The following is a 22,103-nucleotide window of genomic DNA, read 5'->3' as shown; positions in this document are numbered from 1 at the left end:
TGCGTCCCCAACGGTCCCGTCCCTCAGAGAAGCCTGCGCCGATCACGTTGCTGATTTGCTAACGGGTCCCATTTCCGGATGCGCCCTGTGGGGTACCCCCTGAGACCTCGCCAGGCACGCTACGACATCGAGTACAATTCAGACAGCCGCGGATGTACCGGCGCTCTGCTGAACCGAGGCGGCCTGCTCACTGGCGCCCGCGCCCCCAGCAGACGGAATGACGGCCTCAGCAACCCACGCTGGGGCCGTTTTCGGTTGCGGCCCGCTGCTCAAAATTGGCAGCGCAATTGGCACCCAACTCAACGGGACGGGCAGGGATGATTGAGGGCTGGTCGGTTCCGTCGTTTCAAGAAACCCCGGGCCGGCCCGTCACTCGCCCGGCCCATGAGCTGAAAGAGACCCATGCTCGCAACACTGTTGACCGCGAGGGCCCACGTTGGCCATCATGACGCCCATGAAGCGTGTCCTCTTTCTCTGCACCGGCAATTATTATCGCAGTCGATACGCAGAGGAATTGTTCAATCATCTTGCAAGAGCCGAACAACTGGCGTGGCGCGCGTCCTCCAGAGGCGCGGCCGAGCGGGGTTCGCCCGACAATGTCGGGCCCATGTCAGTCTTCGCCGATGATCGTCTTCGCGCCAGCGGCATCGTTCCGGAGGGCGCAGCGCGCTTTCCGCAGCCCTGTTCGTCGGCCGACTTCGACGACGCCGACCTCGTGATCGCGCTCAAGGAGACCGAGCACCGTCCGCTGATCGAGCGCCGGTTCCCCAAGGTCGCCGACAGGGTGACCTACTGGCATGTGGACGATATCGACTTTGCTCATCCGTCAGTCGCGTTGACCATGATCGACGATCACATCCGCGCGCTGGTTTCAGCGCTCAGGTCATCGGTTCGCGCTTCAGGAATATCTCCAGCGCAAACGTAGCCGGGCGCGCGAGCATGCCGCTGATGCGTTCGAGGTCGTCGATGGCGACGATCTCGAGGCGGCCTTCGGTCACCGTCAATTGGTCGATGGGCACCTCGCGCGCGAGGAACACCTCGCCGCGAAGCGTGCCGTTTGGCGTTGCATGATCGGGACCGGAATAGCGGCCGATCAACTCGAAACGCTCGGGCGGCAAGTAGTAGCCAATCTCCTCGTGGATCTCGCGCACCACGCATTCGAGGAAGGTCTCGGCGCCTTCGCGCCGTCCACCAAAAAGGCTGATCTTTCCCCGATCGGAAACGTGCGGGAGGTCGTCACGCAATTGCATCAGCAGCCGGCCATCTGTGCTGACGAGAAGGGCGGACGTTCCCTCCCTGACACTGCCGGTCATCCGTGTTTCCTCTCTTCTTCACCGATCCAGATCATCTCGCCGTTAGCCCAGCTGCCGCCATCGGCCGCCGGCTCAAGCTGGAAAGTCCGGGTAATGCTGTCAAGACAACCAAGGCCAACGTGGCCAGAATCGACAATCGCTGGTAAAATTATGCATTGTGCAGACAGTGATTTGGGGCGTCTCGCAACGACTGGGACTTCCCCTCTGGCCACAGGGCATCATCGAGCCAAGGGCATTGTTTGATGGCTGACTACGTCTTCGAGGGCTTCAAGTGGGGCTCCAGCGCACTTGGAACCCCTTCCGGCGAGATTGATTGGAGCTTCGCCGCAGCGAACTTCACTGGCCAATTCATTCAGTTCGACAGCTTCCTGACCGGAATGTTCCAGACCGAGATCAGGGAGGCATTCGACCGGTGGGAATCGGCGGCCAATATCGACTTTCATGAAGTCTCTGACGCCGCCGGGAATCAAATACGCCTTGGACTGAGCCACATCGACGGTCTGAACAACGTCGTCGGCGAGGAGCAGAGCTCCTATACGGGCGGTTCGGAGATTGCAGCTGATATTACGTTCGACATGGATGAGGGTTGGCATCTCGTCAATGGTGAGCTTGTCAGCAATGGCGGAGTCTCTTTCTACGTCGTAGCGCTGCACGAGATCGGACATAGCCTCGGACTGGACCACTACAATGTCAGTCCGGCGATCATGAATGCGGTCATCAATCCCGCAGTCACAGATCTCACTCAATCGGACATCGACGGCGTGCGAGCCCTTTATGGCGTGGTTCCCGGCATCGCCGTTTCGACTGCCGCCCAGCTCGCCGACGGACGGCTGGATTTCCTGCAATACAACTCGTCCGGCCATCTCGCCGGTTCATCCCTGACGCAGCAGGCATTCTGGAAGGTCGTCGGCAACGTAGATTTTGCGTCGAACGGAAATCCTGCCGTCGTTACCCAGTCCAATGGCCAAATTGATTTGCTTAACTTCAGTGCAGGGCAACTATCGAGCTCTTTGCTGATGACGGGGAGCTATTGGGACGTAAAAGGCGCCGGTCTGTTCAGCGGAGCCGCGAACGCCGAATTCGTCACTCAGTCGTCGAGCGGACAGATTGATTTCCTGGGTTTCAATAGTTCGGGCAAGCTCACCACGAGTGCGCTAACGAACCTGGCATTCTGGAATGTCGTCGCGGTTGCAGATGTCAATGGAGACGGGCACGCCGACATCGTGACGCAGTCTTCGTCGGGCCAGATCGATCTTCTCTACTTCGACAACTTCAAGTTCGTTGCAAGCAATTTGCTGCCGGGCAACTACGACCCGGTTCTCGATGTTACCGATATGAAGAACAGCTCGGCGGTTTTTCTGACTGAGAGCGCATCGGGAACAACGACCGAGCTGGTATTCGACGGCAACCACATCACAAGTACACATCAACTGGATGCGGTCGGCCTTTCACTTGTTCATGCCTCAGGTGCGGCCGGCCACTTGTTCCCCTGAGAGTTGGTGGGCGACGACGGAAGGCGGCCCTTGGGCGCGCCTCAAAAACGTTCAGCCGAAAGCGAACGCCAGCAGGCTCGAGCACAGCAGCACCAGGCTCGCTGCGGTCAGGGTCAGAAACCCGTCGGAGACCAAATCGTGATTACGCATGATACACCTGCCTTCAATCGATGCTCATCCGAATTGATTAAAGCTTTCCGAACATTCACTCCTGGAAAGAGGTGACGCGTCCTTCCGCCTTCAACGGACTGTCAGGCCCGGTACCGATAGCCTTCCACGGCGTGCGCCAAGAAGATCGCCGCACTCACCAGGCCCATCACCGCTGTAACCGTCTCGATCATCGCAAACTTCCTTTGCGCCCCACGCGGATGAGAAAACGATTGCAGCCTTGCACAGTCAAAAAGATTCAATTGTTGGAATCCAAGATGCCCCCCGACTGATGATTTGCTGCAACAGTGTGTCTGATAGCGGGACAGGCGAGGGCGTTTGGCGGGGGCGAAGGTCAGTAGAACGACGGAGGAGGCGCAACAGACCATTCACCAAGACGCCACCGCCGACCGGCTCTCCCCATTTCCGCCGTGTTCCGGTTGCGATATCGTCACGCTCTGGTGCGGAGGTGGGCCGCACAGCGACGGAAAGGACTTCGACGCCTCGGAGTAGGCGCAGGTCCGGCAGAATGGTACTTGGGGCAGATGGGGACTAGACGGCTAGATTCGATGATCCGGACGGCGCGCGGCGCCGTTGCGGTGGCGACGTGCCTCGTCCTCGCCAATTGTGCCTCCTCGAACAAGTTCGCCAGCCGGGTCGACCCCAAATACGGGGTGTCGTCGAGCCCGCGCGTGGTGGCGCTGGGTGATCCCGTGCCGAAAGGCGGCGGCACCTATCGCATCGGCAAGCCTTATGTGGTCGCCGGCCGCACCTATGTGCCGGAGGAGAACGCGAACTATCGCGCGGAGGGCATGGCGTCCTGGTACGGCGACGATTTCCATGGCCGCCTGACCGCCAATGGCGAGGTGTTCGACATGGGCTCGCTCACGGCCGCCCATCCGACCTTGCCGATGCCGAGCTACGCCCGCGTCACCAACCTGAGCAATGGCCGATCGCTCGTCGTTCGGGTCAATGACCGCGGCCCCTACCACGGCAATCGCCTCATAGACGTCTCGAACAAAGCCGCAGAACTACTTGAATTCAAAGGCAATGGCGTGGCGCGCGTCCGCGTCGAATATGTCGGCCGGGCGCCGCTCGAAGGGTCCGACGACCGCCAGCTGATGGCGACCTTGCGCACCGGTACTCCAGCGCCGTCCCCGTCGATGGTCCGGGTTGCCTCCGCACGGCCGTTCGTGCCTGAGATGTCGTCCTCCTCGGGCCGGATCCGTGGCGACGTTCCGTTGCCGGAGGGACGGCCCTACAGCCTCGGCAACACCCAGGCCGATTACGCCTCGGTGAGCGCCACTTCCGAAATGTCGGCCTCGAGCCGCTCGCACCGCCGCGCCCTGAACAACCCGCGTGAAGTCTCGTATGAGGGTGACGCGCGCTATGCCGCGAGCCCGAGCCCGGCGGCCGCCTATGTCCCGATCGACGCGCGGGGGCCGGCCGAAGTCCTGAGCGGACGCGGCCTCTACTGAGCCATGCGGCTATAGATCAGGCTGTTGGCCCGATCATTTCAGAAACGCGGTCAGCGCCTTGTTGACCTCGTCGGGGCGCTCCTGCTGAATCCAGTGGCCGGCGCCCTCGATGATCAGCTTCTGCCTGAGGTTCGGCAGCACGCGCTCCATGTCCGCGACCCGCTTGGCGCCGATCAGCCCGGTGATCACCGAATCATTCGAGCCGGCGATGAACAGCGACGGCTGATGGATCTGCGCGTCCTGCCAGGGCGCGGTCAGCTCCCAGTTGCGGTCGAGATTGCGGTACCAGTTCAGGCCGCCGCGGAAGCCGGAGTGCCGATAGCCTTCGGCGAATTCGGCAATGTCGGCCTCGGTCAGCCAGGCCGGCAACGGCATTCCTGCCGGCAGCTTGCCGAGGAAGCCCCTGGCCTCGTCGACGAACATCGAGCTTGGATCGGAGACGCCACGCCCGAGCACCAGCCGCATGGTGTGGGGGATGTCGCGCTCGAACTCGGCCTCGGCCACGCCTGATGGCTGGAAGTACTGCCAATAGAAATTGGTGATGCCGCTGTCGCGCAGGGTTTCGAGCGGGCGACCACGGCCGCGGAACGGCGGCGGCACGCTGAGGCCGGCGACTTTCGTGAAGATGTCGGGACGGAACAGGGCCGCGTGCCAGGCCACCGGCGCGCCCCAGTCATGGCCGACGATCATCGCGCGTGTCTCGCCGAGCGCGGCGACCAGCGCCACCATGTCTCCGACCGTATCGAAGATCGTGTAGGCGCCGACCTCGGCCGGCGCGCCGGAGTGGCCGAAGCCGCGCATGTCGGGCGCGACGACCCGAAAGCCTGCTGCGGCCAGCGCCGCGATCTGGTGCCGCCATGAATAGGACAGTTCCGGCCAGCCATGACAGAGCACGACCAGCGGGCCTTGCCCGGCCTCGCGCACGAACATGTCGATGCCGTTGGCGGAAATGGTGCGGGAGGATGACATTCGCGTTTCCGCCTTGTTTGCCGGTTCTGCTGACGTTAGCTGGTTTCAAGGATACGGACGTTCAACGCAGGCGGCAATCCAGCTTGCCGTGCACAAGCGCAAAAACCTCAGTTGTTTGCGATACTTCCAGCTGTTAGAACGCAGTCTTTCAGGACATCGCCGATGGCAGCCCCAACCGCAGTTCCCCGCACGTTGTCAGCTCGCGCCGGGCGCTGCTGGCGCGGCCTGGTCGCGGCCGCGGTCGCGCTGGCGATCGGTTGCGGCGGAATGGTCTATGCCGCCAACAACAGCGTCCAGGGCGCCAAGAAGGAAGAGGGCGGGTTCGACGGCGATGCGCCGACCGCGATCCTGGTCGAGGCCTCAAGCGGCAGTGTGCTGTTCGAGAAGAACGCCGACGAGTTGCGCGCACCCTCCAGCATGATGAAGCTGATGACGGCCGAGGTGGTGTTCGACGCCATCAAGAAGGGCGACATCAAGCTCACGGACGAGTACCGGATCAGCGAGAACGCCTGGCGGCGGGGCGGGGCGCCGTCCGGCACCTCGACGATGTTCGCGGCGATCAACAGCAAGGTCTCGGTCGACGATCTCCTGCATGGCGCGATCATCCCGAGCGGCAATGATGCCTGCATCGCGCTCGCCGAGGGCATTGCCGGCAATGAGCATACCTTCGCGACCGACTTCATGACCAAGCGCGCCCGCGAGCTCGGCATGACCAAGTCGACCTTCGGCAATTCCAACGGGCTGCCCGATCCGGCCAACAAGATGACGGTGCGGGAACTCGCAACGCTGGCGCGCCACATCATCCTGACCTATCCGGACAGGTACAAACTGTTCGGCGAGAAGGAATTCACCTGGAACAAGATCCGCCAGCAAAACCGCAATCCGCTGCTGAACGCCTTGCCCGGCGCCGACGGGTTGAAGACCGGCTACACCAAGGAAGGCGGCTACGGCATGGTCGGCTCGGCGGTGCAGAACGACACGCGGCTGATCGTCGTGGTCAATGGCCTCGAGGATTCCGAAGACCGCGCGACCGAAGCCAAGAAGATGCTGGAATGGGGGTTCCGCAGCTTCGAGACCCGGACCCTGATCGCGGCCAACCAGCCGGTCGGCTATGCGCGGGTGTTCGGCGGCGAGAGCCGCTCGGTCAAGCTGGTCAGCCCCGATCCGATCAAGGTGATGGTGTCGAAGAACGGCAACGACAAACTGCTGGCACGCATCATCTATAGCGGCCCGGTCAAGGCGCCGATCACCGCCGGCCAGAAGATCGGGGTGGTGCGGGTGTGGCGCGGCGCCAATGTCGCAATGGAAACTCCGGTCTTCGCAGCGGACGCCGTCGGCACCGGATCGACGATGCGCCGCGCGCTCGACGGCGCCCAGGAGCTGGTCATCGGGATGTTCCGCGCAGGGGTCGAGAAGCTCTGACATGGCGGAAGCAGCAGTCCAACGGCCGAGCTTGCGCGGTCGCTTCATCACCTTTGAGGGCGGCGAGGGGTCGGGGAAATCGACCCAGATCCGCAAGCTTGCCGAACGGCTCGATGCCGCCAAGCTGCGCGCGATCGTGACCCGCGAGCCCGGCGGCTCGCCAGGGGCGGAGATCATCCGCCACCTCGTGCTGTCGGGGATGGGCAAGCTGCTCGGGCCGGAGGCCGAGACGCTGCTGTTTGCCGCCGCGCGCGACGATCATGTCCGCACGGTGATCCTGCCGGCGCTCAATCAGGGCATCTGGGTGCTGTGCGACCGCTTCTTCGATTCCACGCGGGCCTATCAGGGCCAGCTCGGGCAGGTGTCGCCCGAACTCGTCAACGCCATGCAGCGCGTGACCATCGGCGATCTCAAGCCCGATCTGACCTTCATCCTCGATGTGCCGGTCGAGGTCGGACTGCAACGCGCCGCCGCGCGCCGCGGCAACGCCACCGCCGATCGCTTCGAAGCCGAAGGCATCAAGTTCCACCAGGATTTGCGCGACGCGTACCGCCGGATCGCGGCCGAAGATCCGGCGCGCTGCGTCCTGATCGACGCCACGGCCGATCCGGACACGGTCTCGGCCAGGATATGGGCCGCGCTGCGCGAACATCTGCGCGCAGCGCTTGCGGCGGACAGTCCCGCATGAGTGCGCGCAAGGTCGAACAGGAGAGCGCCGCTCGCCATCCGCGCGAAACGCCGGATTTGTTCGGGCATCGCGAGGCGGAGACCGCCTTGCTCGATGCCTATCGCAGCGGGCGAATTCCGCACGCCTGGCTGATCGGCGGCGCGCAGGGCATCGGCAAGGCGACGCTGGCCCACCGCATGGCGCGGTTCGTGCTGGCGTTTCGCAATCCGAAATCGTCCCAGGTGCAGCAGGCGCCGACGCTGCGGGTCGACCCGGCCGACCCCGTGGCGCGGCAGATCACGGCAGGCGCCCATGGCGGGCTCCTTGTACTCGAGCGCGGCGTCAACGACCGCGGCGTGATGCGGACCGTCATCACGGTCGACGAGACGCGCGAGACCATCTCGTTCTTCGGCTCGACCGCTGCGGTCGACGGCTGGCGCGTCTGCATTGTCGATACCGTCGACGAGCTCAATCCGAACGCCGCGAACGCATTGCTGAAGATCCTCGAGGAGCCGCCGCAGCAATCGCTGTTCCTTCTGGTCAGCCACGCACCGTCACGAGTGCTGCCGACCATTCTGTCCCGCTGCCGCAAATTGCTGCTGCGGCCGCTGGAGACGGACGATGTGGTGCGCGCGGCCGCGGCCGCAACCGATATCGAATCGGACGATCCGGCGCTACTGGAAGCCGCCGCAGCATCCGAAGGCAGCGTCGGGCGGGCGCTGTCGCTGCTCGGCGGCGATGCGCTGAAACTGCAGCAACGCACGGCCGCGCTGCTCGCGACGCTTCCGAGCGTCGATCCGCGCGAGCTGCATGCGCTGGGCGAAGCGCTCGGCACCAGCGACCGTGTCGCGCTCGCCGCTTTCATCGACGGCATCGATCGCTGGATGAGCGAGCGCATGCGCACGGGCGATGCCAATGCCAACCTGCCGCGCCTTGCACGGCTGGCGGAGGTATGGGAAAAGATCGTCCGCGCCGCGCGCGATACCGAAGCCTACAATCTGGAGCGCAAGCCGCTGGTTTTCTCGGTGTTTTCGATGCTCGCGGATGCGACCCGATAGACACCGCGTCTGACAACACATCCGTCTGACAACACTCCCGACAATCTCGTTTCGATCTGCAAAGGATTCCGTGGTGGCGACCGCTAAGAAGACATCGTCGAAAAAAGCCAAGAAGACGAAAAAGGCATCGCCCGCTCGCGCGACCAGCAAAGCCACGGCGAAATCGCGCGCGGCCAAGAAGGCCGGGCGCGTCGCCAAGAAAGCAAAGAAGGCCGCCAAGTCCAAGTTCAAGTCCAGGACCGGAGCCAAGGGCGCCAGCAAATCGGCGGCGAAGAAGGTCGTCAAGAAGGCCGCGAAGAAGACGGCCAAGAGCACGGCCAGGAAGGCCGCAGCGAAGGCCACCAAGGCTCCGCCGAAGAAAGCAGCCGCAGCAGCCGTCGCACCCGCGGCAAAGAATCCCGCTCTGCCGACGGCTTCCGTTGCCGAGAAGGCGCCGACGCCGGCAAAAGCTCGCGCGCCGAAACAGCCCAAACCCGCAGCGGCTCCTGCGACCGCATCCGTCGCGGTGTCCGCCGCGGATCGCGGCAACATGTTCTACATCACGACCGCGATCGCTTATCCGAACGGTCAGCCGCATATCGGCCACGCCTATGAGGCGATCGCGACCGACGCATTGGCGCGCTTCCAGCGGCTCGACGGCAAGGACGTGTTCTTTCTGACCGGCACCGACGAGCACGGACAGAAGATGATCCAGACCGCGGCCAGCGAGGGAATGACGCCCTACGATCTCGCGACCCGCAACGCGGCGCGCTTCAAGGAGATGGACGAGCGCCTCAACGTCTCGTTCGACCGCTTCATCCGCACCTCGGAGCCGGCGCATCACCGGTCCGTGCAGGAAATCTGGCGCCGCATGCAGGACAACGGCGACATCTATATCGACACCTATGCCGGCTGGTATTCGGTGCGCGACGAGGCCTATTACGCCGAGGAGGAGACCGTCGTCGGCGAGGACAATGTCCGCCGCGGCCCGCAGGGCACGCCGGTCGAATGGGTCGAGGAGAAGAGCTATTTCTTCAAGCTGTCGGCCTACCAGGACAAGCTGTTGCACCTCTACGAGAGCCAACCCGATTTCATCGGCCCGGACTCGCGCCGCAACGAGGTGATGAGTTTTGTACGGGGCGGGCTCAAGGACCTCTCGATCTCGCGCACGACGTTCGACTGGGGCGTCAAGGTCCCGGAGGATCCCGAGCACGTGATGTATGTCTGGGTCGACGCGCTGACCAACTACATCACCGGTGTCGGCTATCCCGATGAGAACGACAAGCATTGGCGCTACTGGCCCGCCGACGTCCACATCATCGGCAAGGACATCATCCGCTTCCACGCGGTGTACTGGCCGGCCTTCCTGATGTCGGCGGGCATTCCGGTGCAGAAGCGAGTCTATGCGCACGGCTTCCTGTTCAACAGGGGTGAGAAGATGTCGAAGTCGGTCGGCAATGTGGTCGATCCCTTCAATCTCGCCGAGCAGTACGGCGTCGACCAGATGCGCTACTTCTTCTTGCGCGAGGTGCCGTTCGGCCAGGACGGCAACTACAATCACGAGGCCATCGTCGCGCGCATCAACGCCGACCTCGCCAATGATTTCGGCAATCTGGCGCAGCGTTCATTGTCGATGATCGCCAAACAACTCGGCGGCGTGCTGCCGGAGCCGGGCGAATTCAGCGACAACGACAAGGCGATCCTGGCGCAGGCCGACGCCATGCTGGAGACGTCGCGCACCGCGATGGCGATGCAGCAGATCCATCAATGGCTCAATACGGTCTGGGCGGTGGTCGCCGAGGCCAACCGCTACTTTGCCGGCGAGGCGCCGTGGGCTTTGGCCAAGACTGATCCGGCGCGCCAGAAGACGGTGCTGTATGTCACCGCCGAAGTCGTGCGTCAGATCGCGATCATGGCGCAGGCCGTGATGCCGGAGTCCTGTGGCAAGATGCTCGACAGCCTCGGTATCGCTGCTGACGCCCGCGGCTTTGCCGCGGTCGCCGAGCGGATCAGGCCAGGTACGGTTTTGCCGGCGCCTGTCGGCGTCTTTCCGCGCTATGTGGAACCGAAGACCGAGTGAGTGGTTCGAAATTCATGCTGGTCGACAGTCACTGCCATCTGGATTTTCCCGACTTTGCCGACGATCTCGACGGGATCGTCGGCCGCGCGGAGGCGGCCGGCATCGGCCGCATGGTCACGATCTCGACCCGGGTGAGGCGGCTCGGCGGCCTGCTCGCGATCACCGAGCGCTTCCCCGACGTCTACTGCTCGGTCGGCACCCATCCACATCATGCCGATGAAGAGGATGGCATCCCGGCCAGCGAACTGATCGAGCTGACCAAGCATCCGAAGGTCGTGGCGCTCGGCGAGGCCGGGCTCGACTATTTCTACGAGCATGGGTCGCGCGAGGCCCAGGAGCGCGGCTTTCGCGCCCACATCGCGGCGGCCCGCGAAACGGGGCTGCCGCTGGTCATCCATACCCGGGAGGCCGACGAGGATTGCGGCCGCATCCTGGAGGACGAGGTCGCGAAGGGCCCGTTCAAGGCCGTCCTGCACTGCTACACCGGCGGCCGCGAGCTCGCGATGAAGGCGATCGCGCTCGGGCTGTCGATCTCGTTCACGGGCATACTGACCTTCAAGAAGTCGGACGCGCTGCGCGCGCTGGCAGCCGAGCTGCCGGCCGACCGCATCATGGTCGAGACCGACGCACCGTATCTTGCGCCCGGCAAATTCCGCGGCAAGCGCAACGAGCCGTCCTATGTCGTCGAGGTCGCCAAGGTGCTCGCGGAAACCCGCGGCGTCTCCCTGGAGGAGATCTCGCGGCAGACCACCGAAAACTTCTTCCGGCTGTTCTCCAAGGTGCCGGCGCCGAAGGTTGCTGCATGACGCTGACACTGACCATTCTGGGCTGCGGCTCGTCCGCCGGCGTGCCGCGCCCGGCACTCGGCTGGGGCGCCTGCGATCCCGGCAATCCCAAGAACCGCCGCCGCCGCTGCTCGATCATGGCCGAGCGCACCATGGAGCACGGCACCACGCGGGTCGTGATCGACACCTCGCCCGATCTGCGTGAGCAGCTGATCGACAGCAATGTCGAGCACATCGACGCGGTGTTCCTGACGCATGAGCATGCCGACCAGACCCACGGCATCGACGATTTGCGCTCGGTCGTGCTGCATCAGCGCCGCCGCATCCCGGTCTACTTCAACCAGTCGACCGCCAAGGACATGATGGCGCGATTTTCTTATTGCTTCATCGCGCCGGAAGGCAGCGACTATCCGCCGATCCTGACACGGCATTCGATCGAGGCCGGCGAGAGCCATACGGTCCAGGGGAAGGGAGGCCCGCTGAAGCTCGGGGCCTTCCTGGTGCAGCATGGCAAGATCCCGGCGCTCGGCTACCGCATTGGCGGCGCCGCCTACACGCCGGATCTGCACGACATCCCCCAGGAGAGCTGGCCGGCGCTCGAAGATCTCGATCTCTGGATCGTCGACGGATTGCGCTACGCGCAGCATCCCAGCCATTTCAGCGTTGCGGACGCGCTGTCGTGGATCGAGCGCTTCAAGCCGAAGCGCGCGGTCATCACCAACATGCATTCCGACCTCGACTACGAGGTGCTGCGGCAGAGCCTGCCGGCCAGCGTCATCCCGGCCTATGACGGCATGCGGCTGACGCTCGACCGGGCAGGCTGAAAACCCAATTGATCCAGAGCGAGGCGCCACATACTCGCTGTCGTCCCTGCCTAGTGCGCAATTGCGCACGGGAGCAGGGACCCATAACCACAGGGCATCGTTGTTGAAGTAAGCTGTCGCTCCAGCTTTGCAATACAATCGGCATTCGTGGTTATGGGTCCCGGGTCAAGCCCGGGACGACAGCGGGTATGTGGCGCTGTCAGGCCGAGATCGCCTTGGCCGATCCGACCTGGTTACGCAGCAGGAATTTCTGGATCTTGCCGGTCGAGGTCTTCGGGATCACCCCGAACACCACCGATTTCGGCGTCTTGAACCCCGACATGTGCTCGCGGCAATAGGCGATGATCTCGGCCTCGGTCGCCTTGGCGCCGTCCTTCAGCTCGATGAAGGCGCAGGGTACTTCGCCCCATTTCGGGTCGGGCTTTGCCACCACGGCCGCGAACAGCACCGCCGGGTGCTTGTAGAGGATGTCCTCGACCTCGACCGAGGAGACGTTCTCGCCGCCGGAGATGATGATGTCCTTGGAGCGGTCCTTGATGATGACGTAGCCGTGCTCGTCGAGCACGCCGAGATCGCCGGTGTGAAACCAGCCGCCGGCGAAAGCTTCCTGCGTCGCCTTCGCGTTCTTCAAATAGCCTTTCATCACGATGTTGCCGCGGAACATGACCTCGCCGATGGTCTCGCCGTCGCGCGGCACCTCGCGCATGGTCTCGGGATCGAGCACCGTGACGCCTTCCTGCAGCGGATAGGACACGCCCTGACGCCGCTTCAGCTGTGCGCGCGCGTCAGCCGACAGCTCGTCCCAGCCCGGCTGCTCGGCGCAGACGGAGGCGGGGCCATAGACCTCGGTCAGCCCGTAGACGTGGGTCAGCTTGATGCCGATGCGCTCGCCACCTTCGAGCACTGCAACCGGCGGCGCCGCGCCGGCGATCAGGCCGACGACGGGCTTTGCCTTGCCGCCCTTCGGCGCATCGGGCGCGTTGATCAGCGTGTTGTAGACGATCGGCGCACCGCACATGTGGGTGACGCCGTGCCTCGGGATCAGTTCGAAGATCTTGGCCGGGTCGACCTTGCGCAGGCAGACATTGACGCCGGCGGTCGCCGCGATGGTCCAGGGGAAGCACCAGCCGTTGCAATGAAACATCGGCAGCGTCCAGAGATAGACCGGATGCTGGCCGAGATTGCCGGCGAGGATGTTGCTGACGGCGTTAAGGTAGGCGCCGCGGTGATGGGTCACGACGCCCTTGGGATTGCCCGTCGTGCCCGACGTGTAGCTCAGCGCGATCGCATCCCATTCGTCGGCCGGCGGCCGCTCCACAAAGGCAGGATCGCCCGCCGCGACCGCCGCCTCATACTCGATCTCGCCGATCCGCTTGCCGCCGCTGAAGGCGGCGTCATCGACGTCGATCACGAACGGCTTTGCGCCCTTCATCAGGGTCAAGGCTTCCGCGATCACGCCGGAAAATTCGGGATCGACCAGAATGATCCTGGCGCCGCCATGCTCGAGCTGGAACGCGATCGACGCCGCGTCGAGGCGGATGTTGAGCGCGTTGAGCACCGCGCCGGTCATCGGCACCGCGAAGTGCAATTCGTTCATCGCCGGGATGTTCGGCAGCATCGCCGCGACCGTGTCGCCATGGCCGATGCCATGGCCCGCGAGATAGGACGCAAAGCGTTTGCAGCGTTCGTAAGTCTCTTTCCAGGTGAAGCTGCGGCCCTCATAGACCGCGCTGATATGGTCGGGATAGACGGCGGCCGAGCGCGCCAGGAAGCTCAGCGGCGAAAGTGGCACGTAGTTGGCCGGCGTCTTGTCCAACCCGATCGAGTACTGGTTTTGAGCTGCGCTCATGGCTCTATCCAATCCGCTAGGTTCTCAAAGGAATCCAATCGATATCCAGGGGAAGATGGCGACGATGATCAGGCCGATCAACAGCGCCAGCATGTAACCCCAGATCGGCCGGATACCCTCGGCCGGATCGACGCGCCCGATGGCGCAGGCGGCATAATAGCCGACCCCGAACGGCGGCGCGAACAGCCCGATGCCCATGGCCAGGATGATGATCATGGCGTAGTGCACCTCGTGGACGCCGACCTGGTGCGCGATCGGAAACAGCAGCGGCCCGAACAGCACGATCGCCGGGATGCCCTCGAGCACGCTGCCGAGGATCACGAAGGCCAGGATCGAGACCGCAATGAAGGTCGCCGGACCGCCGGGCAGCCCGGTCATCGCCGCCGCCAGCGCCCGCGAGAAGCCGGACTGGGTCAGGCCCCAGGCCATGCCGGTCGCGGTGCCGATGATGAACAGGATCGCCCCCGACAGGCACGCCGTGTCGATCAGCATCGGCAACAGCCGCCGCCAGTTGAACTTGCGGTAGATCAGGAGGCCGATGGCGAAGGCGTAGACGATGCCGATGGTCGACACTTCGGTGGCGGTGGCGATGCCTTCGACCACGGCGTAGCGGATCACGAAGGGCAGGGCCAATGCGGGCAGGGCGAACACGAACGCCTTGCCGATCTCGCGGCCGGTGGCGCGCTGGACGTGGCTGCGGTCTTCGCCGCGGTAGCGCCACCACACCAGCCCCGACAGCGTGATCGCCAGCACCACGCCCGGCAGCAGGCCGCCGGTGAACAGCGCTGAGATCGAGACGCCGGTCACCGAGCCGATCGTGATCAGCACGAGGCTCGGCGGAATGGTCTCGGTCTGCGCGCCGGTGGCGGCGAGCAGGGCGACCAGATCGCCCGGCTTGGCGCCGCGCTGCTTCATTTCCGGGAACAGCACGGGCGCGACGGCGGCCATGTCCGCGGCCTTCGATCCGGAGATGCCGGACACCAGATACATGGCGCCGACCAGCACGTAATGCAGGCCGCCGCGGACATGGCCGAGCAGGCTCGCCAGGAACGCGACCATGGCCCGCGCCATGCCGGTCATCTCGATCAGGAGGCCGAGGAAGACGAACAGCGGCACCGACAGCAGGATCAGATGGCTCATGCCCTCGTCCATCCGGCCGACCAGCACCATCAGGGGCGTCCGCGTGGTCAACGCCAGATAGCCGAAGATCGCCATGCCGAAAGCAAAGCCGATCGGCACGCCGGCGAACACGCAGAAGCCGACCACGCCGACGAAGAAGATGATCAGATTGAGATTGCCGAGCGGCCGCAGCATCGGCTGCGCCAGCCAGAACGCGCCAATCAGCGCAGCCACGGTCAGCGCGGCCAGCAGGAAGGTCTTGAAATCGCCGACCCGGGCCAGCCGCAGCAGCGCGAACAGCGCCATCAGGCAGGTGCCGACCGGCAGCGCCGCCGCGCGCCAGGTGTTGGATATCTGCAGCGCCGGCGTCGTGATGAAGCTTTCCTCGTAGGCATATTCATAGGCCGGCCGCACGATCAGGATCAGGAACGCCAGCGCGGCGCAGGTTGCGACGACGTCGAGATAGGCCCAGAGCCGCGGTCCCGCGCTTGCGACCAGCGCCGTCATCCGCATGTGCTCGCCGCGGCGGAACGCCACCGCCGAGCCCAGCATCGCGAGCCACAGGAACAGGATCGACGCCAGTTCGTCGGACCAGATCAGCGGCGCATGCAGCACGTAGCGCGACACCACGCCGGCGAACAGGATCACGACCTCGGCGACGACAAGGATCGCCGCCGGGATTTCGACCAGCATCCCGAGCGCCGCGTCGATGGAACCGAGAACGGAGCGGCGGCGAGGGGGCTGCGACGCCGCCTCGCCGGCCACGGCCGGCGTCATCTCGACATGAGCCATGGCAAGCCTCCTGCTTGACCGATCAGGACAGTTTGCCGACGGACTTCTCGAGCAGATCCCAGGCCTTCTCGCCGTACTTGCCCTTCCACTCGGCGTAGAAGCCGGCGGCGCGGAGCTTGTCGCGGAACGGCCCGACCTCGGGCTGGTTGAAGACCAGCCCCTTGCCCGTGAGCTCCTGCTTCACGGTGGCGTTCAGCTTCTCGGTATCCTCGCGCTCCTTGACGGCCGCCGCGTTGACGTTCTTGGCGACGATGGTCTTGATATCGTCCGGCAGCGCCGCCCAGGCTCTGCGGTTCATCAGGAACCAGAAGCCGTCCCACATGTGGTTGGTCATCGAGCAGTACTTCTGCACCTCGTACAGCTTCGCCGCCGAGATCAGCGCCAGCGGGTTTTCCTGGCCCTCGACGATCTTGGTCTGCAGCGCCGAATAGACCTCGCTGAAATTGATCGAGGCGGGCGATGCATCGAACGCCTTGAACATCGAGGTCCATAGCGGCGACACCGGCACGCGGATCTTGAAGCCCTTGAGATCGTCGGGACCGGTGATCGGCTTGGTCGACGACGTGGTCTGGCGGAAGCCGTTGTCCCAGATCTTCTCCATGACCTCGAGGCCGGCCTTGTTGATCTCGCCGCGCACATAGGCGCCGAGCTCGCCGTCCATGGCCTTCCAGACCGTGGGATAGTCCGGGAATGCGAACCCGATGCCGTTGATCGAGGCGGCCGGCACCAGGGTTGCCAGGATCAGGCCGGACAGGGTGAAGAACTCGACGCCGCCGGAGCGCACCTGGCTCAGCATGTCGGTATCGGAACCGAGCTGGCTGTTCGGGAATACCTGGAGGTCAAACCGGCCGTTGGTCTCGGTCTTGATCGCCGCGGCCATCTCCCGGGCGCGCGCCACGAACGGATGCGACTCCGGCAGGTTGTTGGCGAACTTGTAAGAGAACTCGGCCGACTGGGCGCGCGCGACATAGGGCGCGCCAATCCCGCCGAGGACGGCGGAAGCGGCGGAGACCTTCAGCAGCGTGCGTCGTGAAAAGCTCATTGGTTGCTCCCTTGAGAGGCTTGTTGTTGTTCTGAGATGCCATCCTATACGGACCTGATGCCGCGGGGTCACCAGCGATCTCTGCACAGCTGGGGCTTATTGCAGCGTCCGTACGCGGCGGCAATATCGGCTTTCAGACGAGATGCGCGCGCGTGGATCGTTGCGGCATCAGCGCGGGCTGGACGACCGGCTTGGGCACATCAGCAAACACGCCAACTTGCGGACTGGTGCGAAGATTTCCCACTAAATATCTGATCTAATTGCATATATAAATATTCCATAATATACCTTATGCGAATTACGGATATGGGCGTGGCTACGATCACCGGCGGCCATCCCATTGCTCCGCTCACCTTCGCCACAAGGCCGAGAATCAGGAACCTTGTTACCGTCTCGCAGATTGACGGCCCAAGTCCTACCTTCCAGCCGTCGAGCGATGAGCCGTATCAGCCAGGCACGCTCCGGGCTCGCAAGCTTGGTGCGCGCGCTTGGCTTGCTCGGCATCACCATGATTGCGTCGGCTCCCGCGGAGGCAATCGTGCTGCGTCCAGGCGCGCAATTGCCAACCGCGGTGCCCCTGAACGGCTGCCTCGCAGCTACGCATCGCCAGCGTCAGCTCAGCACCAGGAAGCAGGTATTGCCACCCCTGCTCCGACCGCCCTGATACCAGTACCTCGCATCGGCGCGTTGTCGCTTCAGTCGTCGAGGGTCCACATCCGGAGGATATCGGCCGTGGATGCCACCTCGATCTGGATGCTGAAGCGTTCGGCATAAAGCTGCAGCAGCGCGTCATGACTTTGATCGGAAGAGCTGCACAGCGCGTCCTCGGCCACGATCACCCGATAGCCGATATCGATCGCGGCCAACACGGTGGCGAGCACGCACACGTCGGTCTCGCCGCCCGACACGATGGCCGTATCGATCCCGTGCGCGTCCAGATGAGCTTGCAGGCGCCCATTGCCGAACGCGTTGTAGGTCGGCCGGTCGACGATGGCGGCCGGCGGCACACAGGCGGCGAGCGCCGGCACGAGTTCGATCAACTCCGGATCGAGCCGCTCACGGGTCACGCATTCCCATTTCTCGTAATAGGCCCGCCAAATCCCTTGCGCGTCGTGCTTCGAGCGCGGCGGAATAAAGCGGGTGAACACGGTACGTTCAGGCGCATGCTGCGCCAGCTCGACGATGCATGGCAGCACGCGGTCCATCCAGGGCGTCGCCCAGGGCGCTCCCGGCTCGAACAGTCGCTGCATGTCGATGCAAAGGTGCGCCGCGCGCGGACCCGGCGGGCTGAGAAGCTGTCCCATCGCTCACTCCTGCGCGCGCCGACCGGATGCCGTCACACGCAGGTTCAGCCGCCCAGGACGCAAGAGGCCCCGCCGAAGCGGGGCCCGGAACGCGGTCCCGCTCACCATTTCTGGCGGCCGTACCAGTCGTTCACTTCCTTGGCGGCTTGATCCTTGGCATAGCCGTAGCGCTGCTGCAGACGGCCCTCGAGCTGGTCCTGCTTGCCGGCGATCACATCGAGATCGTCATCGGTGAGCTTGCCCCACTGCTCCTTGACCTTGCCCTTGACCTGCTTCCAGTTGCCTTCGACACGATTCCAATCCATTGCGTTTCTCCCTTGAACGATGAGATCGACCAACGGGCCGGCCGAGGCTTCGTTCCGAAGCCGCGTTGCGGCAAGACTTCGCAATCCAGACTTCGCAATCCGACCAAGCTCCATCGTAGCGCGCTTGAATGCGCGACGGCCGACGAGGCGCTTTGCCGCGCATCGATCAAGGATAGGAACTTGCTTTTCGCACTCGTGTTGGCACTCCGAACTGTTCACCCAACACACGGAGCGACCAATGCCGGACAAGGATCTCAGCGCCCTCTTCCTCGATACCCTCAAGGACATTTACTACGCGGAAAAGCAGATCCTGAAGGCGTTGCCGCGGATGGCCAAGGCCGCCGAGTCCGACGACCTGCGCGCGGCCTTCGAGAAGCATCATGACGAGACCGAAGGACAGATCGAGCGGCTCGAGCAGATCTTCGACCTGATGGGCAAGCCGGCGCGCGGCAAGAAGTGCGACGCCATCGAGGGGATCATCGACGAGGGCAAGGAGATCATGGAGGAGTATGCCGACACGCCGGCGCTCGACGCGGGCCTGCTCTCGGCAGCCCAGGCGGTCGAGCATTACGAGATCGCCCGCTACGGCACCTTGAAGGCGTGGGCTACGAAGCTCAGCATGAAGGATGCGGTCAAGCTCATCGACCAGACCCTGGCCGAGGAAAAGAAGACGGATGAAGCGCTCACCAAGCTCGCCGTCAGCGGCATCAACGCCGAAGCCGCCTGACGAGACGCGCGATGAAGCGACGTCCGCTTTGTACACTCCCTCGCATTTGCTGGTAGATTGGACGCCGATTCAGCATCTGGGAGCCCGATGGCCCGACGCACCGGCAGCGCCGATCTTCCGCTCCATGGCGGCCGCGTGCCGCCATGGCTGGCGGCGCGCATGGCGACGCTGGGCGGCATCATCACCGAGGCCATCGTCCACCATTACGGCCGCGATGCCTTTTTGCAGCGACTTTCGCATCCATTCTGGTTTCAGTCGTTCGGCGCCGCGATGGGCATGGACTGGCACTCGTCCGGCATCACCACCAGCGTGATCGGCGCGCTGAAGCGAGGTCTGGCGCCGCTGCAAGGCGAGCTCGGAATCCACGTCTGCGGCGGCCGCGGCAAGCATTCGCGCCGCACGCCCGATGAACTGTCCGCCCTCGGCGACCGCGTCGGATTCGACGGTGCCGCCCTGACCCGCGCGAGCCGGCTGGTGGCCAAGGTCGACAGCGCCGCGGTGCAGGACGGCTTCGAGCTCTACCTGCACGGCTTCTTCGTCACCGACGACGGCAAATGGACCGTCGTCCAGCAAGGCATGAACGGCGACAAGCGGCAGGCCCGCCGCTATCACTGGCACTCCGAGGGCCTGCGCAGCTTCGTCGACGAGCCGCATAGCGCGATCGACGGACCGACGCAGGGCGAGATCGTCAATCTCACCGATCACCGCGCCGAAAGCTCACGCCAGGCGCAGCTTGATCTGCTCGCCGCGCTGGGGCCGGACGGCATCACGCGCGAATATGCCGAGCTGACGCAGAGCGCAGCTGCGCAGCCGGACCTCCTGCACCTGATCATGCCCGCGCATCACGACGTGCGCTCGAGCGACGTGTTCGTGCGCCGCCTGCACGGCACCTTGGCCGCGGCTATCGATCGCGGGCCGCTGGATTTTCCCGAGCTGCTGCTGACGCCCGGCGTCGGCGCCCGCACGGTGCAGTCGCTCGCGATGGTCGCCGAGGTCGTTCACGGGACGCCCTACCGCTTCCGCGACCCGGCACGCTTCTCGCTCGCCCATGGCGGCAAGGACCGTCATCCCTTCCCGGTGCCGATCAAGGTCTATGACGAGACCATCCGCGTGCTGAAATCGGCCGTGCAGCAGGCAAGGCTCGGCCGCGACGAGGAGATGCAGGCCTTGAAGCGGCTCGACGATCAGGCCCGCAGGCTGGAACGAACCGCCACCGGCCCCTCCTTCGAGGCGTTTGTCGCGAACGAGCGGGCCCGTTCTCCTGCGCTCGACGGCCGCTCGGTGTTCGGCTGGGAAGCCGACCTCGCCCAGCGCAACGGAATCACCAAGCCTTGAAGCGAGGGCTGATCACCGCTCGATCCATCGTCAGGTCCTTCGAGGTGACCACCGAGAACGGCAAGTAGCACCACGGCCGGCCGACGCCTACGCTTCGTTCCCGTTGGTCGCCTGCGTCCTGGCCGCGGCGACAAAGTTAGGAACGCCGTTCCGGGCCGCATCGTTAGGCCGTTGACGCAACCAGCCACATGGAGAGGCGAGCATGAAGGTTTGCGACGCGATGACACCTGACGTCCAGCTGTGCACCCCCGACGATACGCTCCGCGATGCCGCAGAAGCGATGGCCGCGCTCGGTGTCGGCCTGCTGCCGGTTGCCGATGGCGAGCGCCTGGTCGGCATGATCACGGACCGCGACATCGCGCTTCGCGGCATCGGAATGGGTCGCGGCCCCGACTCGCGGGTCGGCGACGTCATGACGGCCGAGGTGAAGTATTGTTTCGAGGATCAGGAGCTCGAGGACATCGCGCAGAACATGGGTGCGATCCAGGTTCGGCGCCTGCCGGTGCTGAGCCGGGACAAGCGCCTGGTCGGAATCATCGCGCTCGGGGATATCGCCCTGATCCAGGCCAGCGATGGCACCGGCATGGCGCTCAGCCAGATCTCGCGCCCGACCACCCAGCACGCGCAACTCTAGACTTACACGGCTCCGCTTCGCGCGCTGGCTCGCAAAGGCCTGGCTCTCGAAGCGGAGCGTCAGGTGCGCCAATGGCCGACTATGTCCCTTGGATCGTGATTGCCGCCGGGGTCATCGCCCTGATCGTCACGGCGCTGCTCTGGCGCGCCCACTACGTCAGCTCCGATTGACCGAACGGCGAGCCCGCGCCGTCAAGCCGCCATCTTGCGGCAGGATTCCGCGCACGCACGGCACATCGCCACGCATTCGTCCATGCCGCCGACGCGATCGCAATCCTCGGCGCATTCACCGCAGATCTCCGCGCATTCCCGGCAGGTGTGCTTGTGATGCGGGGTGTTGATCAGCATGAAATGGGCCGCCGTCCGGCACATTTCCGCACAGGCCATCATCAATCGGAAATGCGCCGGCTCGACATGCTTGCCGCCGGTGACGAGACAATGGTTCATGGCCGTGCCGAGACAGGTCCTATAGCAGGACAGACAGGTCTCGACGCATCGGTTCATTTCCTCAGAGAATGCCATGTCGGTACCTCACGCCTGCGCCAGCAGCTGGCGCAGGTAGCAGAGCCCGTCAAGGGTCAGCCTCGACTCGCGGACCTCGCCCTGCGCGATCTCGGCTTCGAGGAAGGTCTCGAGCTCGGGAAGCGCGCGGTCGAACCTGTCCGCGATGCCCATCAGCTCGCAGGTTTGCTTGATCCGCTCGATCGGTTTTTCCAGCACGTTGATCTCAACCATTTTGGCATAAGTCCGGGTCATGCCATTGGTTCCTATGCTCATTGCCG

21 protein-coding genes are annotated in these 22,103 nt (G+C 64.3%); 12 read left to right on the top strand and 9 right to left on the bottom strand.

Annotation, left to right across the window (positions count from 1 at the left end; genetic code table 11):
- Positions 1-445 precede the first annotated feature (445 nt).
- Positions 446-925, top strand: a complete 480-nt coding sequence (locus JEY66_RS23665) for an arsenate-mycothiol transferase ArsC (protein ID WP_051110173.1) — start codon at positions 446-448, stop codon at positions 923-925.
- On the opposite strand, the gene JEY66_RS23660 is transcribed toward JEY66_RS23665, so the two are convergent.
- The gene (locus JEY66_RS23660; protein ID WP_018271674.1) at positions 879-1,313 is read right to left on the bottom strand and encodes an NUDIX domain-containing protein; all 435 of its coding nucleotides are present in this window, start codon (positions 1,311-1,313) and stop codon (positions 879-881) included. The two genes, JEY66_RS23665 and JEY66_RS23660, sit on opposite strands and share 47 nt — an antisense overlap.
- Positions 1,314-1,555: 242 nt before the next feature.
- Here JEY66_RS23660 and JEY66_RS23655 point away from each other — a divergent pair, with 242 nt between their 5' ends.
- Together JEY66_RS23655 and JEY66_RS23650 are read left to right on the top strand one after the other, a co-directional pair.
- Positions 1,556-2,806 carry a matrixin family metalloprotease gene (locus JEY66_RS23655; protein WP_018271675.1) on the top strand — a complete coding sequence of 417 codons (1,251 nt, stop codon included), beginning with the start codon at positions 1,556-1,558 and terminating at the stop codon, positions 2,804-2,806.
- Between the two features lie 692 nt (positions 2,807-3,498).
- Positions 3,499-4,431: a septal ring lytic transglycosylase RlpA family protein gene (locus tag JEY66_RS23650; RefSeq protein WP_080650370.1), complete on the top strand. Its 933-nt coding sequence runs from the start codon at positions 3,499-3,501 to the stop codon at positions 4,429-4,431.
- Between the two features lie 33 nt (positions 4,432-4,464).
- Here JEY66_RS23650 and JEY66_RS23645 read toward each other — a convergent pair whose 3' ends face one another.
- Entirely contained in the window at positions 4,465-5,400 is a 936-nt protein-coding gene (locus tag JEY66_RS23645; RefSeq protein WP_018271677.1) for an alpha/beta fold hydrolase, read from the bottom strand.
- A gap of 267 nt (positions 5,401-5,667) precedes the next feature.
- Here JEY66_RS23645 and JEY66_RS23640 point away from each other — a divergent pair, with 267 nt between their 5' ends.
- From JEY66_RS23640 to JEY66_RS23615, 6 genes are all read left to right on the top strand, one after another.
- Entirely contained in the window at positions 5,668-6,822 is a 1,155-nt protein-coding gene (locus tag JEY66_RS23640) for a D-alanyl-D-alanine carboxypeptidase family protein (RefSeq protein WP_174770987.1), read from the top strand.
- A 1-nt stretch (position 6,823) separates the two neighbouring features.
- On the top strand, positions 6,824-7,510 hold the full coding sequence (gene tmk / locus JEY66_RS23635; RefSeq protein WP_016845929.1) for a dTMP kinase: 687 nt from the start codon (positions 6,824-6,826) through the stop codon (positions 7,508-7,510).
- Positions 7,507-8,547 carry a DNA polymerase III subunit delta' gene (locus JEY66_RS23630; RefSeq protein ID WP_018271678.1) on the top strand — a complete coding sequence of 347 codons (1,041 nt, stop codon included), beginning with the start codon at positions 7,507-7,509 and terminating at the stop codon, positions 8,545-8,547. The genes tmk and JEY66_RS23630 overlap by 4 nt, the downstream gene beginning before the upstream one ends.
- Before the next feature lie 73 nt (positions 8,548-8,620).
- Positions 8,621-10,606: a methionine--tRNA ligase gene (gene metG / locus JEY66_RS23625; RefSeq protein WP_018271679.1), complete on the top strand. Its 1,986-nt coding sequence runs from the start codon at positions 8,621-8,623 to the stop codon at positions 10,604-10,606.
- Between the two features lie 14 nt (positions 10,607-10,620).
- Entirely contained in the window at positions 10,621-11,412 is a 792-nt protein-coding gene (locus tag JEY66_RS23620; protein ID WP_018271680.1) for a TatD family hydrolase, read from the top strand.
- Positions 11,409-12,215, top strand: coding sequence for an MBL fold metallo-hydrolase (locus JEY66_RS23615; protein WP_018271681.1), 807 nt, complete (start codon positions 11,409-11,411; stop codon positions 12,213-12,215). Before JEY66_RS23620 ends, JEY66_RS23615 begins: the two co-directional genes overlap by 4 nt.
- A 199-nt stretch (positions 12,216-12,414) precedes the next feature.
- Here the strand turns inward: JEY66_RS23615 and JEY66_RS23610 are convergent, their stop codons facing one another.
- From JEY66_RS23610 to JEY66_RS23590, 5 genes are all read right to left on the bottom strand, one after another.
- Complete coding sequence (locus tag JEY66_RS23610) at positions 12,415-14,064, bottom strand: acyl-CoA synthetase (RefSeq protein WP_026192778.1); 1,650 nt, start codon at positions 14,062-14,064, stop codon at positions 12,415-12,417.
- Between the two features lie 24 nt (positions 14,065-14,088).
- Positions 14,089-15,975: a TRAP transporter large permease gene (locus tag JEY66_RS23605; protein ID WP_018271683.1), complete on the bottom strand. Its 1,887-nt coding sequence runs from the start codon at positions 15,973-15,975 to the stop codon at positions 14,089-14,091.
- A gap of 22 nt (positions 15,976-15,997) precedes the next feature.
- Positions 15,998-17,017, bottom strand: a complete 1,020-nt coding sequence (locus tag JEY66_RS23600; RefSeq protein WP_018271684.1) for a TRAP transporter substrate-binding protein — start codon at positions 17,015-17,017, stop codon at positions 15,998-16,000.
- Positions 17,018-17,712: 695 nt separating this feature from the next.
- Entirely contained in the window at positions 17,713-18,321 is a 609-nt protein-coding gene (locus JEY66_RS23595; RefSeq protein ID WP_016845938.1) for a cysteine hydrolase family protein, read from the bottom strand.
- Between the two features lie 101 nt (positions 18,322-18,422).
- Positions 18,423-18,626, bottom strand: coding sequence for a CsbD family protein (locus JEY66_RS23590; RefSeq protein WP_016845939.1), 204 nt, complete (start codon positions 18,624-18,626; stop codon positions 18,423-18,425).
- Between the two features lie 238 nt (positions 18,627-18,864).
- Between JEY66_RS23590 and JEY66_RS23585 the strand changes: the two genes are divergently transcribed.
- The 3 genes from JEY66_RS23585 (at position 18,865) to JEY66_RS23575 (ending at position 21,322) form a co-directional block, all read left to right on the top strand.
- Positions 18,865-19,353: a YciE/YciF ferroxidase family protein gene (locus tag JEY66_RS23585; RefSeq protein WP_016845940.1), complete on the top strand. Its 489-nt coding sequence runs from the start codon at positions 18,865-18,867 to the stop codon at positions 19,351-19,353.
- 87 nt (positions 19,354-19,440) lie between these two features.
- Entirely contained in the window at positions 19,441-20,688 is a 1,248-nt protein-coding gene (locus JEY66_RS23580) for a DUF763 domain-containing protein (protein ID WP_018271685.1), read from the top strand.
- Between the two features lie 202 nt (positions 20,689-20,890).
- Positions 20,891-21,322 carry a CBS domain-containing protein gene (locus JEY66_RS23575; protein ID WP_016845942.1) on the top strand — a complete coding sequence of 144 codons (432 nt, stop codon included), beginning with the start codon at positions 20,891-20,893 and terminating at the stop codon, positions 21,320-21,322.
- A 191-nt stretch (positions 21,323-21,513) separates the two neighbouring features.
- Here the strand turns inward: JEY66_RS23575 and JEY66_RS23570 are convergent, their stop codons facing one another.
- Entirely contained in the window at positions 21,514-21,843 is a 330-nt protein-coding gene (locus JEY66_RS23570; protein ID WP_026192779.1) for a four-helix bundle copper-binding protein, read from the bottom strand.
- Between the two features lie 9 nt (positions 21,844-21,852).
- Positions 21,853-22,077, bottom strand: a complete 225-nt coding sequence (locus JEY66_RS23565; RefSeq protein WP_016845945.1) for a hypothetical protein — start codon at positions 22,075-22,077, stop codon at positions 21,853-21,855.
- Between the last annotated feature and the right edge of the window lie 26 nt (positions 22,078-22,103).

Origin of the sequence: Bradyrhizobium elkanii USDA 76, from assembly GCF_023278185.1 — a bacterium.
GTDB lineage: Bacteria > Pseudomonadota > Alphaproteobacteria > Rhizobiales > Xanthobacteraceae > Bradyrhizobium > Bradyrhizobium elkanii.
This window is presented reverse-complemented; position numbering and strand designations above follow the sequence as displayed.